The following is a 13,725-nucleotide window of genomic DNA, read 5'->3' as shown; positions in this document are numbered from 1 at the left end:
CACTCAACCCTGCCCACACCACACACTGGCCCACCTCATTTTCGGACTAGTCGTTGGCTATTTGGTGCTGACTTCAACCTGTTCCGCAGCCGCGGTGGGGCTCTTCTCGGTGGCTGCAGGCGGGGTCTTCCACTTGAAGCGCTTGCCGATCACAGAGCCGCCGCCGGTTCCGGTCCGGTTCTTGTTGAAGATGTCGAAGCCGACTGCCAAGAGGAGGACGAGGCCCTTGATGAGCTGCTGGTAGTCAGTACCGAGGCCGAGGATGGACATGCCGTTGTTCAGGACGCCCATGATGAGGCCTCCGATCATTGCCCCGGCAACGGTTCCAATGCCGCCCTGGACGGCGGCGCCGCCAATAAAGGCTGCGGCGATGGAGTCCAGTTCGAAGCCGGTGCCGCCGGCAGGCTGGGCGGAGTTCAGTCGCGCGGTGAAGACCAGCCCGGCCAAGGCGGCCAGGACACCCATGTTGACGAACAGCCGGAACGTGACGGCCTTTGTCTTCACGCCGGAGAGTTCTGCGGCGTGGAGGTTGCCGCCAATAGCGTAGGTGTGCCTGCCGAACACGCTGTTGTTCATGAGCGCGGTGTAGATGATCACGAGCGCGGCGAGGACGATGAGGACGATCGGCGTGCCGCGGTAGCTGGCCAGCAGGAACGTGATGATCAGCATCAGCAGGGCAATGAAGGCGGTCTTGGTGGCGAACCATGCCATGGGTTCGTTCTCAAGGTTGAACTTGCGCCGGATGCGGCGTTCCTTGATGGATTGGATCAGCAGCGCAGCTGTGGCTCCCACACCAAGGATGACAGTCAGCCATTCAAGAACGGAGGTACCTCCGGAGATGTCAGGGAGGAATCCGCCGCCCAGGGCCCGCAGCTCGCTCGGGAACGGGGTGATCTGCTGGTTTTTGAGGGTAATCAGCGTCAATCCGCGGAAGATCAGCATGCCTGCCAGCGTGACGATGAAGGCCGGGATACCCACGTAGGCGATCCAGTAGCCCTGCCAGGCGCCCACCAGGGCACCGACGAGCAGGCAGGCCGGGATAGCGAGCCACCAGGCCCAGCCCCAGTGCACGATCATGACGCCAGCCACGGCGCCGATGAATCCGGCGATGGAGCCAACCGAAAGGTCAATATGGCCGGCGATGATTACCATGACCATGCCGATGGCCAGGATCAGGATGTAGCTGTTCTGGACCACGAGGTTGGTTACGTTTTGTGGTTGAAGGAGGATGCCGTTGGTCAGCACCTGGAAAAGAAGGACGATAAGGATCAGGGCGACGAAGATGCCGACCTGGCGGAGGCGACTGGTCAGGAATCCCAGGGATTCTCGTAGGGCGGACATGTTCGCTATTCCTTTTCTTTGGTCATGTAGTGCATAAGGGTCTCCTGGGAAGCCTCTGCGATGGGAACTTCACCGGTGACATGGCCTGCGGACAGGGTGTAGATCCTGTCGCAAATGCCGAGGAGTTCGGGCAATTCCGAGGAGATCACGATGACAGCTTTTCCTTCGGCTGCCAGCCTCGCGATGATGGTGTAGATCTCGAACTTCGCGCCGACATCGATGCCCCGCGTCGGTTCATCCAGGATGAGCACGTCAGGATCAGAGAACATCCACTTGCTCAGCACCACTTTCTGCTGGTTCCCGCCGGAGAGTTTTCCCGTAATGGCGGCCACCGATGGAGCTTTGATGTTCATGCTTTGCCGGTAGTGGTTGGCGACGATTGTTTCCTCGTTTTTGTCTACCCAGCCGCGCTTAACGAGTTTGCGGAGGGCGGCCATCGAGATGTTGCGCTTGATGTCCTCGATAAGGTTCAGCCCGTAGTGCTTGCGGTCTTCGGTCGCATAGGCAATCCCGTGCTGGATGGCGTCGTGAACCGTGTGGGTGCTTATTTCCTTGCCGTACTTGTAGACCTTGCCGGAGATGGCGTGGCCGTAGCTTCGGCCGAAGACGCTCATGGCCAGTTCGGTCCGGCCCGCCCCCATGAGTCCTGCCAAGCCGACCACTTCACCCTTGCGAACGTTCAGGCTGGCGTTATGCACCACAATGCGGGAATGATCCTGGGGATGCTGGACGCTCCAGTCCTCAATACGGAGGACCTCCTCGCCGATATTCGGAGTCCGGTCAGGGTAGAGGCTTTCCAGGTCCCGGCCCACCATGCCACGAATGATGCGCTCCTGGGTGATCTGGCCCTCATCCATCCGCAGGGTTTCGATGGTCTTACCGTCACGGATAATGGTGACGGCGTCGGCCACGCGTCGGATTTCGTTGAGTTTGTGGCTGATGATGATGCTCGTGACGCCCTGGCCCTTCAGATGCAGGATCAGGTCCAGCAGGTGGCCGGAGTCCTCGTCGTTGAGCGCGGCGGTCGGCTCGTCGAGGATGAGCAGCTTCACCTCTTTTGAAAGTGCCTTGGCGATTTCAACGAGCTGCTGCTTTCCAACGCTGATGTGCTGGACCGGCGTCACCGGGTTCTCATCCAGTCCCACGCGGGCCAGGAGCTTCGCGGCCTCGAGGTTGGTCTTGCGCCAGTCGACCCACCCCCGCTTGGCTTGTTCGTTGCCCAGGTAGATGTTTTCGGCAATGGACAGGTAGGGGCTGAGGGCCAGTTCCTGGTGGATTATCACAATGCCGCGCTTCTCGCTGTCCGAGATGCTGGAAAAGTCGCACAGCTCGTTCTCGAACAGGATCTCGCCGTCGAAAGTGTTGTGCGGATACACACCGGACAGCACCTTCATCAAGGTCGACTTACCTGCTCCATTCTCGCCGCAGATGGCATGGACTTCGCCGCGATTCACATCAAGGGTGACATCCTGGAGTGCCTTTACTCCCGGAAAGGTCTTTGTTATTCCTCGCATTTGAAGAATGGGTACGTTCATCGTCAATTCCCGCTGACTGGTTGAAACTTGGCCGACACGAGGATTCGGCGGCCGAGGGAAACGTTGTGGCCCGGCGTGCTGCCGGGCCACAACGAGGCACTGCTGTTACTTGACGTCGGCTTCGGTGTAGTAGCCGGAGTCGATGAGTTCCTGCTTGTAGTTGTCCTTCGTGATGATCACGGACTTGAGGAGGTAGGCCGGGACTACCTTGACCTTGTTGTTGTAGGTCTTGGTGTCGTTAACCTCAGGCTCGTTGCCCTTGAGTACGGCGTCAACCATCTTCACGGCCTGGGAGCCGAGCTGGCGGGTGTCCTTGAAGATGGTGGAGTACTGCTCGCCGGCGATGATGGACTTCACGGAGCCCTTCTCAGCGTCTTGGCCGGTGACGATGGGGAGGTTTCCCTTGGCGTAGCCACCGGTGCTGGTCAGGGCCGAGATGATGCCGATGGAAAGGCCATCGTAGGGGGACAGCACGCCGTCGAGCTTTGTGCCGGAGCTGTAGGCCGAGGTGAGGATGTCCTCCGTGCGCTTCTGGGCGACGGGTGCCTGCCAGCGCAGGATTGCTGCCTGTTCGAAATTAGTCTGTCCGCTGGGAACCTTGAGCGTTCCTGCGTCGAGGTACGGCTTGAGGGTGTCCATGGCGCCGGTCCAGAAGAAGTTGGCGTTGTTGTCATCCGGGCTGCCGGCGAAGAGTTCGACATTGAAGGGGCCCTTGCCCTCTACCTTTTTGCCGCTCGCATCCACAAGTCCCAGACCGGTCAGCAACGAGGTGGCCTGCTGCACGCCTACGGTGTAGTTGTCGAAGGTGGTGTAGTAGTCAACGTTCGGTGTGCCGTTGATCAGGCGGTCGTACGCGATGACCTTGACGTTCTGCTCCTTGGCCTTAGCCAGGACATCGGTCAACGTGGTGCCGTCGATGGCCGCGATGATGAGGGCCTTGGCGCCCTTGGTCAGCATGTTTTCGATTTGCGAGACCTGGGTGGGGATGTCGTCGTTGGCAAACTGAAGGTCGGTCTTGTAGCCGAGGTCCTTCAATGACTTCTCAACGTTGCCGCCGTCGGCGATCCAACGCTCAGACGTCTGGGTCGGCATCGAAATCCCGACCAGCGAGTCACTGGGGTTCGCGGTGCTGCCGGCTTCACCGCCGCCTCCGCGGGTGCCGCAGCCTGTGGCTCCTACCGCCAGGGTCAGGACCACCGCAACGGTGCCCAGGAGTTTTTTGATTCTCACGATGTTCTCCTTCCGCGGCAACTTCGCCGCGAACTGTTGTTGGGCCGAGAAGCATCTGTGCTTTCAGACCTGTGCTCATCACTGATGTGCATCATGCTAAATATAGATGGCCGTGTGAACGCTAACAAGTGTTCTTTTGTGATTTTTTGTGATTTTTTTAGTACACCGTCGGAGTGGCGCGTGCCTCTACGAGTCAGGAAGCGCTAGGCGGAGCGTTAGGAAGGGGTAGGAGCCTTGCTGGACCATCCCTGCTGCCGGAGTCTTTCGAATCCGTCCAGCTGAAGATCCAGTGCGAACTCAAATTCGAACTGATCGTCACAGCCTGAGCCTACAACCGAGTCCGCCTCATGAGCTGCTGCCATGGCCAGCTCAACCAAATGGGGATATCTCCCCGCCATCTCGACGAGGCCAGCAGCCTGCGCATTCGGGGCAAGCCTCTGGGAGTCGTCGAACAACTCCTGCGTAAACCCCAGCATGCGGCTGCCCAGGGCATGCATCACGTGATGGGTCAGGTCAATGGAGAAGCCACCGTCCCGGAACATGGCAATCATCGAGTCCATATACTCCAGCACAACGGGCGTGGGCGAGCGTCGTGACTCGATTACCCGGGACGCCCAGGGATGTCGCAGGAGCGTTCTTCGCGCTGCGAGAATCCTTTGCCGAACCGCGCTCTTCCAGTCGGCAGGGCTTTTCCAATCAGCGTGGCGGCGTGGCGGGTCGATTTCACCGACGACGACGTCCACCATGCCGTCCAGCAGCTCTTCTTTGTTGGCCACATGCTTATACAGGGCCATCGGCACGACCCCCAGCTCCTGGCTGAGCTTGCGCATGCTCACTGAATCGATCCCTGCCGTATCCGCAAGAGCGACGGCGGCCTGCAGCACCCGGTCTCGGCTCAGCGCCGCCCGTGAGGCCTCCACTTGTTGAACCATCCGCAGCTCCCTCCCTGAGTAAATTGTGATGCCGTCTTCCCTTGACAAGTGTACGGCGTATACCTACCTCAGCATGAGGTGTACGCCTACACCATCTCGCTTGAATCAGATGCATTGTTGAAAGAGGAAACCCATGAAGTCAGCAAGAAGGACCGCGGTAGCCACGGGAGTGTTCTTCCTTATCACCGAGGTCACCGCAATTGCGGGGCTCGCTCTCTATGCCCCTGTCCTCAATGGCGCCGACTACATCACAGGCTCCGGCTCCGATGCCCGCGTTTTTTGGGGAGCCATGATGGAGGTTTTCCTTGCTATCGCGATCGTTGCTACCGGGGCCACCCTCTATCCCATCCTCAAGAAGCAGAACGCGGCAGCTGCCATGGGCTATGTTTGTGGCCGGCTTCTGGAGGCCGCCGTTATTGTCGTCGGCATCATTAGTGTCCTGTCAGGAGTGACGTTGCGCCAGGATCTCGGGGCGGCGGAAGCTGCTGGCACTGACTCCACCACTCTCTCAACTGTCGGCCGAGCCTTGGTGGCGTTCCATGACTGGACTTTCCTGATGGGGCCCGGCCTGCTCCTGGGAGCGAACACCCTTGTGTTGGCGTACCTCATGTACAGCTCTGGGCTCGTGCCAAGGGTCATCGCCACGTTGGGACTCGTTGGGGGTGCCCTTATTTTCGGATCGGCAACAGCAGTGATGTTTGGACTGTATGAGCAGCTTTCCGTCTGGGGATCCATTGCGGCGCTGCCGATATTTGCCTGGGAGGTCAGCCTCGCCGTTTGGCTTATCGCCAAAGGGTTCAGACCCTTGGATAAGGCGGACGCGAGCCGTCGCAATGTGGGTGTGGAGTCCATTTCTCCGGCTCCCTAACCTACTGGGCCCTCCGGCGCTCCTCCTGACGGCGAAGGGCCCTCCGGCGCTCCTGCTGGCGCAAGGGTTCCTCCAATTTCGATCTTGCGCACACAAGGGACCTATGTCACACTGGATTTGTTAGATGTCTGACATCTTACATATCTCTCAGCAACGTAGAGTCCCCACGATGGAGTGAACAGTGATCCTTGAAGCCGATGTCCTGGCCGCCTTCCCGGCGGAAGTACGGATCCCCGCTCAGCTGGTAGCTGATGCCGTTACGGAGTCCTCGGCCGCTTCCCCTCGCATTCTTGTTGTCCTCGACGACGACCCCACCGGCACCCAGTCCGTTTCGAACCTTCCGGTGCTGACGCGCTGGGATGTGGCCGACTTCGCCTGGGCCTTCAGCCATATTGCCGAGACCGGCTGCAAACCCGCCGTTTACGTCCTGACCAACACCCGTAGCCTTGATCCCGCCGAGGCTGGCGCCCGCAACGAAGAAATCGTTCGCAACGCCCTTTCAGCCGCAGCTGCTGCCGAGGCCGCCGGTTCTACCGTTCGTGTCGGATTCGTCAGTCGCAGCGATTCGACCCTGCGCGGTCATTACCCCCTGGAGCCCGACGTCATCGCGGCCACCGTCAAAGCGGTCGGCGGCGAGGCGACAGACGGCGTCGTCATTGTCCCTGCCTTCCCCGACGCTGGCCGCGTCACCATCGGCGGGGTCCACTACATGCGCGGAACAGGTGATGACGCCGGTAAGCTCACCCCGGTTGCCGAGACGGAATTCGCCAAGGATGCGAGTTTTGGCTTCACCAACTCAGAGATGGCCAAGTACGTGGAGGAGAAGTCGAAGGGGCGTTTCGCTGCCGACGACGTCATCGTCCTGGACCTGGGGATCATCCGTTCGGCCGGCATTGGCGTGGATGGCTCCGCCGGGGACCCTGCGATCTCCGCCAGGGCGATTGCCGATGCCATCGAAGGCGCCACCGATTCCACCCCGATCGTGGCGGACATCGTGACCGAAAACGATCTCCGCGCCCTCGCCTTGGGCTTGGAGGAAGCCGAACGCCGCGGCAAGAAGCTGCTCTACCGCGTCGGCCCGCCCTTTGTTCGGGCCCGCATGGGCCAGGAAATCCGCAGCGAGCTCAGCGGCGAAGAGGCCTACGAGGGTAACACCCCGTCCGAAGCCGGCGGCTTGATCGTTGTCGGCTCCCACGTTGGCGTGACCACCCGCCAGTTGAACGCCCTCACCGCACAGCACGGTGCTGCAAAAATCATCGAGATCAGCGTTGAGGAACTACTCGCCGCCGAAACCGAAACAGCCGCCGAAACCGAAACAGCTGACGCTTCCGCCTACCTTGACCGCATGGTTGACAACGTGGTTGAAGCCCTCCGTGAGGGCGACGTGATCGTCCACACGAGCCGCCTCCTCATCAAGACCGACGACGCCGCTGAAAGCCTGCGGATCGCCCGGACCGTATCGGCCGCCGTCGTCGCCCTGGTGAACCGCACGCTGAAGACGTTCCCCCCGCGCTTCGTCATCGCCAAGGGTGGCATCACCTCCTCCGATGTCGCGGCCCATGGCCTGGAAATCCGCCATGCGATCGCCCGAGGTCCCATGCTTCCGGGCATCGTTTCCCTCTGGGAGCCGGTGGACGGACCTGCCAAGGGCATCCCATACATCGTGTTTGCCGGCAACGTCGGTGACGACGAATCCCTGGCCCAAGTGACGCACAAACTCAGCAGCCGCTGGCCGGTGCTGGCGCAATAGCCATCAAACTCAACACCCCAATGAATTCAATGGAGAACACCATGTCCAGCAATTACACCGTCACCGTCCTTGGTCTCGGAGCCATGGGGCTTCCGATGGCCACTCGCCTCGCCAGCCAGCTGACCGTCCACGGCTTCGACATCGCTGAGCCCCGCCTTCGACTTGCTGAACAGGCCGGCGTCCGCACATTCGACTCCGCCCGCAAGGCTACCCAGGACACCGACGCACTGCTGCTGGCCGTCCGCAACGGCGAACAGCTGAACGATGTCCTCTTCGGCGAGAACGGCGTGGCCTCCGTGCTGAAGCCAGGCGCCGTCGTCATCCTCACCAGCACGGTCGGCACCGAAGCGATTCCCGCCACCGTCGAGCGCCTCGCCGAGTTCGGCGTCCAGCTCGTGGACGCGCCGCTGTCCGGCGGCCCCAAGCGCGCCGGCGAAGGCGACCTGCTGATCGTGGTCGGCGCCGCTCCCGTCGCCCTCGAAGCCGCCCGCCCCGTCCTGGAACTGCTGGCCTCAACCCTCACCGTCGTCGGCGACAAGCCCGGCGACGGCCAGGCCCTGAAGACCGTCAACCAACTCCTGTGCGGAGTGCACATCGCGGCGGCCGCCGAAGCGCTTGCCCTGGCGGATGCCCTCGGCCTGGACCAGGCCAAGACCCTCGCCGCGCTTGAGGCAGGCGCCGCCGGTTCATTCATGCTCTCCAACCGCGGCCCCCGCATCCTCGAGGCCTACACGGAGGACGGCGCCGAAGTCCTCAGCCGCCTGGACATCTTCGTCAAGGACATGGGCATCGTCGGCAAGGCCACGCGCGCCGCAGGCCTGGCCGCTCCCGTCGCAGCCGCTGCCGAACAGCTTTACCTCCTCGGCCAGGCCCAGGGCCTCGCCGCCGCCGACGACTCAGCCGTCATCAAGGTAGTCGCGCCCACGAAGCGCATCGCTTAGTTACAACCCAACAACCAGGGCCGACGACGGCGGTCCCCTTCCGTCGTCGCCGGTCCACCCATCGGCTAGTCTCAAAGAGATTGGCTTGTCAAAGGAGACACACCATGAGCGCACTCGCTCTTCTGGCCATAGCCGTAGCCGGCGTGGCCGTGTTGCTGCTCGCCGTGATCAAGTTCAGGATCCCGGCATTCCTGGCCCTGCTGGTTGTCAGCGTGGCCGTTGCACTGGTGGCCGGCATCCCGCTGCCCGACATCATCAAGACCGTCACTGAAGGCATGGGCGGCACGCTGGGCTCCGTGGCCATCCTCGTAGGCCTCGGCGCCATGCTGGGCAAGATGATCGAGGTCTCCGGCGGAGCCCAGGCCCTGGCCGGCAAGTTCACCCAGCTGCTGGGTCCGCGCCGCGTGATTGCGGCCCTCACCGCAGCCGCGTTCCTGCTTGCGATTCCGGTGTTCTTCGACGTCGGATTCATCATCCTCATCCCCATCATTTACGGCTTCTCCAAGGCCGCAGGCGTTAACCCCATCAAGATCGGCCTCCCTGTCGGTGCCATCATGCTGGCCATTCATGTTGTTATCCCCCCGCACCCCGGTGTGGTGGGCGGCGCCGGAATCCTGAAGGCAGACATCGGCTGGGTCACCATGCTTGGTCTCCTCATCTGCATTCCCGTGGGTGTCCTGGGCTACTTCGTCGCCCGCAAACTGAACCGCCGCGAATACCCCATGCTCCCGGCCACCGCGGAGCAGTTCCGCCTCTTCGGCACGGGCCAATCCGACGTTGAGAAGGACGATGCCCCCGCCGGTGGCTCCAGGGTTGCCGTCAAGACCCCTGTCAAGACTGCGCCGAGCCCGGCCATGATCATCACGCTCATCGTTCTCCCGATCCTCATGATCATGGTGGGAACCGTTGGCGCTGTGGTCCTCCCCAAGGATTCCTTCGCTTCGAGCGTTGCCGCCTTCATCGGTGCCCCGCTCATCGCCCTCCTCGCGGCCCTGGGTCTGGCATACTACTTCCTGGGCATCCGCCGCGGCTGGTCCTCACAGCACACCGGTGAAGTGATGGACTCCGCGCTGGCTCCCACCGCAATCGTCATTCTGGTTACCGGAGCCGGTGGTGTTTTCGGCAAGGTGCTGACCGTTTCGGGTATCGGCAAGGCGCTTGCTGAAGGCCTTCAGACCGCCGGGCTCCCGATCATCCTCATGGCCTTCGTCCTCGCGGCGATCCTCCGTGCCTCCCAGGGTTCGGCCACGGTAGCGATCATCACGACGTCGGGCCTGCTCGCCGCAGCTGTAGCCGACGGCGGTTTCTCACCCGTGCAGGTCGCCCTGATCCTGCTGGCGATCGGCTTTGGAGCCTTCGGCCTGAGCCACGTCAACGACTCCGGTTTCTGGATCGTGACCCGCTACTTGGGATTGTCTGTAGCCGATGGCCTCAAAACCTGGACTGTCCTTACCACCATCCTTGGCCTCGCCGGTTTCGCACTGACCTACGTTGCCTGGGTCCTGGTGGGAGGCCTGAGCGTCTGATGCGCGCCAACCTCGACCAGCTTGTCGGGTCGGCGCTGCAGCAGGGCGCCGCGGTGCGAACCCACATCCCGCTCGTCTTGCACGGAGCTTCCGGGATTCCGGCGGGCGAACTGGTGAAAGCCGCATCCATGCAGGTAGGCAAGGTCAACTTCAACACTGAACTGCGCACCGGCATCCTTGCCACCTTGCAGGCGGAAACACCCGTGCATCGGGCGGACGGTGAAAACCTCCAGGGGCTCCTGGGCACCTGGAACAAGTCCGCCTCGGCCTTTGCGGGAGTCGCCCTGAGGATGCTCACCCGCTAAACAGATGCTCACCCGCTAAACAGGGCAGGTCCCAACTTTGTCCGGGCACTCGGCTTACGAACACGCTTTCGTGGGCCGGGTGTCCGGACTTTGGCTTTGCCGTAGGAATTCGGATCAGGGGTGGTCGCGGGCCTTTGGACCCTGTTGCCCTGGGCGCCCGACCCGTGATCGTGGGAGAAGTGGAGCACCGACATGTCACTCCGGACGACCAGGCACGCCGGACTCTGGAGTAGCCCGATAGCCCTTGCAGCGGGGAGGCATCCATGCAGGCGTGGTGGGTTGAACAACCAGGCGCGATTGCAACGCACCCATTGAAGGGCGGGGCCCGGGCGAACCCTGCTCCCGGCCCGGGCGAGATCCTGCTCGAGGTTCGGGTCTGCGGGGTATGCCGGACTGATCTTCATCTTGCCGAGGGAGATCTTCCGCCTCATGCCTTCGGTGTTGTGCCGGGACACGAAGTGGTGGGCGCCGTCGTCGAAACTGGTGAAGGAAGCACGAGGTTCCGACTCGGTGATCGGGTCGGGGCGGCGTGGCTCGGCCGCACCTGTGGCTCCTGCCGCTTCTGCCTCCGCGGTGACGAAAACCTGTGCCTGACCCCCCGCTTCAATGGGTGGGACGACGACGGCGGGTATGCCGAGCTGATGGTGGTCCACGAGGACTACGCCTACCTGATCCCCGAGGCCTTCAACGACGAGCAGGCAGCACCGCTACTTTGCGCGGGGATCATCGGCTACCGGGCTCTCCGCCAATCCCGCCTCCCTGCCGGCGGGCGATTGGGCATCTACGGCTTCGGTGGTTCGGCGCATCTGGCAGCACAAATCGCGATTTTCGAAGGCGCCAAAGTTTATGTCATGACACGCTCCAGGAAGGCCCAGGAACTGGCTCTGGAACTGGGCACCACCTTTGCCGGCGATGCAGAGGACAGGCCACCGGAACTGATGGATGGGGCCATCCTCTTCGCGCCCAGCGGGGCTCTGGTTCCGCTTGCCATGCGCTCCCTCGAGCGAGGAGGCACCCTTGCTATCGCCGGGATCCATCTGAGCACCATCCCTGCCCTCCATTACGCCGAGGACCTTTTTTATGAACGCAGGATAGCCAGCGTCACCGCGAACACCAGGGCCGATGGAGAACAGTTCTTCGATGTAGCAAGCAGGATCCCCTTGCGTCCCACCACGGTGTCCTACCCCTTGGCCGAAGCGAACAAGGCGCTACGGGACCTCTCCGAAAACAGGATCACAGGCGCTGCCGTGCTGCGGGTCGCAAGCGCCGGGTTAGCTTAGCGTCCGCGCCTATCCGACGTGCAGTTCGCCAAGGGTGACGAAGCCATAACCCGCAGCACTGATCCGGTCAATCATCTGGCTCAGGGCATCGGCGTCCAGGGTGGAGTCGTCGTCTGGATTCGAGCCGATATGCATGAGGACGATCTCACCAGGCTGGAGGCTCGCAAGCACCCTGTCCGTGACGGTTTGGGTGCTGATGCCGCCGCTGGTGCCCTTCCAGCCCAGGGTGTCCACAGTCCAACGGACTGCCACATACCCGAGGCCGTTCACCGCGGCTATGGTCCGGGCATCCCGTTCTCCATAGGGGAAGCGGAACAGAGGCCGGGGATCGCCTCCGGCGGCACGGATAGCCTGCTCGGCTGCCAAAACTTCCTGTGCAATTCGGTCATCGGAGAGGCCAGTAAACCCGGGATGGGTCATGGAATGGTTGCCTATAGGGTGGCCTGCGGCAGCGATCTGGCTGACGCCAGCAGGGTTTGCCGCTGCCCAGTTTCCGGTCAGGAAGAAGGTCCCTCGAACGCCCTTGGCTGAGAGGGTGGACAAGATCTTCGGCAGGCCTGCTGCGTTGGCCCCGGCATCGAAGGTCAGAGCCACCACGCGGCCGGCGCCCGGGATGACAGCCAAGTCCTGGCCGCGAAGCGAAGGCGGGAATGGTTCTGCGGCCGGGGGTGTGGTCGGGGTAGCGGAGCCCGTCATCAAACTTGGCGTGGTCGCCGTAGGAGAAGCGGACGACGGCGGGCTGCCGGCCTGGGTGCCAGGCCGGGTGTCGGCCGAGGTGCTGGACTGGGTGGCCGGGTGAGTCGCCGGCTGGGCGCCGGGCGGCGTGCCAGGCTGGGCGGCGAGAACCACGCCGAGAACGACGGCGAGCGCGACGAAGGCGAGCGTGAGCACCATCGCAGCCACTCGTCGTCGGCCGCCCCCGAATGTCCATGCCCTCACCGCATTCACCCCTCCCCGTCACGTTGTTGGAGGTCAGTTGGAGGAACGTTTCGGCGGCCCGCTCGACTCGCGCGGAATGAGCGTGGGCATGGATTTCCGGACGCGCGGCTCTTTGTTGGGGTCGACGATGAGGTCGATGGCATTCGCGGCAATCTGATCCAGGGGCACGCGGACCGAAGTGAGGGGGGTCGGGAGTCGGGCTGACAGGGGTGTGTCGTTGTAGCCGACCAGGGCAAGGTCCCGGCCGATAGCGAGTCGGGAACGCTGGGCCGCGGCAATGATGCCCAGGGCGATGTTGTCATTGGCGGCGAAGATCGCGGTGGGCCGTTTCTCCCCGCGTTCATTCAGCAGCATTTCTGCGGCCGAGAACCCGTTCTCAATCCCGTAACCGGCCGCCACCAGCCAGTTTTCAGGCGAGGCAATGTTTGCTTCAACCAAAGCTCTGCGAGCGCCGGCGAGGCGTGCGATTGCGGTCGAGGTGAAGGACGGCCCGGTCACCACCGCGATGTCCTGGTGGCCGAGGTCGATGAGGTGGCGAACTGCCAGGTACCCGCCCACTTCGTCGTCGCCAAGGGAAGACGGGCTCACCCCGTCCGTACGGAGGACCAGTGCGTGCGCCACTCCGCGCTCGCGCAGGAGCCGGGGGAGTTCGTCGTCGAGCCGGGCCGTCGCGAGGATCAGCCCGTCCACGTTTCGGTCCAGGAGCGTTTCAGCGGCCCGCCTTTCGTCGTCCGGATCATCGCCGCTGGTGGCCACCATGGCGAAGTAGCCTCGAGTGGACGCCGCCCGCTCGAGTTCTTCGAACATCAGTGCCATCACGGTGTCGCTAAGGCGCGGTACCAGCACGCCCAGAGTGCGGGTTTCACCCCGGCGCAGACTGGAGGCGAAGGAATTTCGGCGGTACCCCAATTCCTCCGCTACTTTGCGAACGTGCGCAGCTGCGGCTGAACGGGTGGCCTTGCCGCGCTCATCGAGGGCGCGGCTGGCTGTGGAAATGCTCACCCCGCTGGCCGCAGCGACGTCCCGCAGCGTGACATTCGTACCTGGGGCGGGCGGTTCCATGCGCGTTCTCCTCATC

11 protein-coding genes and 1 pseudogene are annotated in these 13,725 nt (G+C 62.7%); 6 read left to right on the top strand and 6 right to left on the bottom strand.

Annotation, left to right across the window (positions count from 1 at the left end):
- Positions 1-57 precede the first annotated feature (57 nt).
- From mmsB to J7E82_RS18350, 4 genes are all read right to left on the bottom strand, one after another.
- Positions 58-1,341 (bottom strand): multiple monosaccharide ABC transporter permease, encoded by a 1,284-nt coding sequence (gene mmsB, locus J7E82_RS18365; RefSeq protein WP_214865244.1) that lies wholly within the window; start codon positions 1,339-1,341, stop codon positions 58-60.
- A 5-nt stretch (positions 1,342-1,346) separates the two neighbouring features.
- Complete coding sequence (gene mmsA / locus J7E82_RS18360) at positions 1,347-2,876, bottom strand: multiple monosaccharide ABC transporter ATP-binding protein (RefSeq protein ID WP_214865242.1); 1,530 nt, start codon at positions 2,874-2,876, stop codon at positions 1,347-1,349.
- Positions 2,877-2,981: 105 nt separating this feature from the next.
- Entirely contained in the window at positions 2,982-4,106 is a 1,125-nt protein-coding gene (gene chvE, locus J7E82_RS18355; protein ID WP_214865240.1) for a multiple monosaccharide ABC transporter substrate-binding protein, read from the bottom strand.
- A 215-nt stretch (positions 4,107-4,321) separates the two neighbouring features.
- Complete coding sequence (locus tag J7E82_RS18350; RefSeq protein WP_214865238.1) at positions 4,322-5,038, bottom strand: TetR/AcrR family transcriptional regulator; 717 nt, start codon at positions 5,036-5,038, stop codon at positions 4,322-4,324.
- 133 nt (positions 5,039-5,171) lie between these two features.
- Between J7E82_RS18350 and J7E82_RS18345 the strand changes: the two genes are divergently transcribed.
- From J7E82_RS18345 to J7E82_RS18320, 6 genes and pseudogenes are all read left to right on the top strand, one after another.
- Positions 5,172-5,906: a DUF4386 domain-containing protein gene (locus J7E82_RS18345; protein ID WP_214865236.1), complete on the top strand. Its 735-nt coding sequence runs from the start codon at positions 5,172-5,174 to the stop codon at positions 5,904-5,906.
- A 181-nt stretch (positions 5,907-6,087) separates the two neighbouring features.
- Positions 6,088-7,656 carry a four-carbon acid sugar kinase family protein gene (locus J7E82_RS18340; RefSeq protein WP_214865233.1) on the top strand — a complete coding sequence of 523 codons (1,569 nt, stop codon included), beginning with the start codon at positions 6,088-6,090 and terminating at the stop codon, positions 7,654-7,656.
- A 41-nt stretch (positions 7,657-7,697) separates the two neighbouring features.
- Positions 7,698-8,597: an NAD(P)-dependent oxidoreductase gene (locus J7E82_RS18335; RefSeq protein WP_214865231.1), complete on the top strand. Its 900-nt coding sequence runs from the start codon at positions 7,698-7,700 to the stop codon at positions 8,595-8,597.
- 104 nt (positions 8,598-8,701) lie between these two features.
- A complete protein-coding gene (locus J7E82_RS18330) occupies positions 8,702-10,123 on the top strand; it encodes a GntP family transporter (RefSeq protein WP_214865229.1) in 1,422 nt (473 codons plus the stop codon).
- Positions 10,124-10,164: 41 nt separating this feature from the next.
- Positions 10,165-10,428 (top strand): annotated as a pseudogene (locus J7E82_RS18325) (class II fructose-bisphosphate aldolase); the annotation flags it as partial.
- Positions 10,429-10,691: 263 nt separating this feature from the next.
- Positions 10,692-11,708: a zinc-dependent alcohol dehydrogenase family protein gene (locus J7E82_RS18320; protein WP_214865227.1), complete on the top strand. Its 1,017-nt coding sequence runs from the start codon at positions 10,692-10,694 to the stop codon at positions 11,706-11,708.
- 9 nt (positions 11,709-11,717) lie between these two features.
- Here J7E82_RS18320 and J7E82_RS18315 read toward each other — a convergent pair whose 3' ends face one another.
- Together J7E82_RS18315 and J7E82_RS18310 are read right to left on the bottom strand one after the other, a co-directional pair.
- Positions 11,718-12,647, bottom strand: coding sequence for a polysaccharide deacetylase family protein (locus J7E82_RS18315; protein ID WP_308113948.1), 930 nt, complete (start codon positions 12,645-12,647; stop codon positions 11,718-11,720).
- 33 nt (positions 12,648-12,680) lie between these two features.
- Complete coding sequence (locus J7E82_RS18310) at positions 12,681-13,709, bottom strand: LacI family DNA-binding transcriptional regulator (RefSeq protein WP_214865225.1); 1,029 nt, start codon at positions 13,707-13,709, stop codon at positions 12,681-12,683.
- Between the last annotated feature and the right edge of the window lie 16 nt (positions 13,710-13,725).

This window comes from Arthrobacter sp. ISL-30 (genome assembly GCF_018613855.1).
GTDB lineage: Bacteria > Actinomycetota > Actinomycetes > Actinomycetales > Micrococcaceae > Arthrobacter.
This window is presented reverse-complemented; position numbering and strand designations above follow the sequence as displayed.

Excerpts from the sequence above, each read along its gene's own strand:
- mmsB (WP_214865244.1), bottom strand. The coding sequence starts at position 1,341 with ATGTCCGCCCTACGAGAATCCCTGGGATTCCTGACCAGTCGCCTCCGC.
- mmsA (WP_214865242.1), bottom strand. The coding sequence starts at position 2,876 with ATGAACGTACCCATTCTTCAAATGCGAGGAATAACAAAGACCTTTCCG.
- J7E82_RS18350 (WP_214865238.1), bottom strand. The coding sequence starts at position 5,038 with ATGGTTCAACAAGTGGAGGCCTCACGGGCGGCGCTGAGCCGAGACCGG.
- J7E82_RS18345 (WP_214865236.1), top strand. The coding sequence starts at position 5,172 with ATGAAGTCAGCAAGAAGGACCGCGGTAGCCACGGGAGTGTTCTTCCTT.
- J7E82_RS18335 (WP_214865231.1), top strand. The coding sequence starts at position 7,698 with ATGTCCAGCAATTACACCGTCACCGTCCTTGGTCTCGGAGCCATGGGG.
- J7E82_RS18330 (WP_214865229.1), top strand. The coding sequence starts at position 8,702 with ATGAGCGCACTCGCTCTTCTGGCCATAGCCGTAGCCGGCGTGGCCGTG.
- J7E82_RS18320 (WP_214865227.1), top strand. The coding sequence starts at position 10,692 with ATGCAGGCGTGGTGGGTTGAACAACCAGGCGCGATTGCAACGCACCCA.
- J7E82_RS18310 (WP_214865225.1), bottom strand. The coding sequence starts at position 13,709 with ATGGAACCGCCCGCCCCAGGTACGAATGTCACGCTGCGGGACGTCGCT.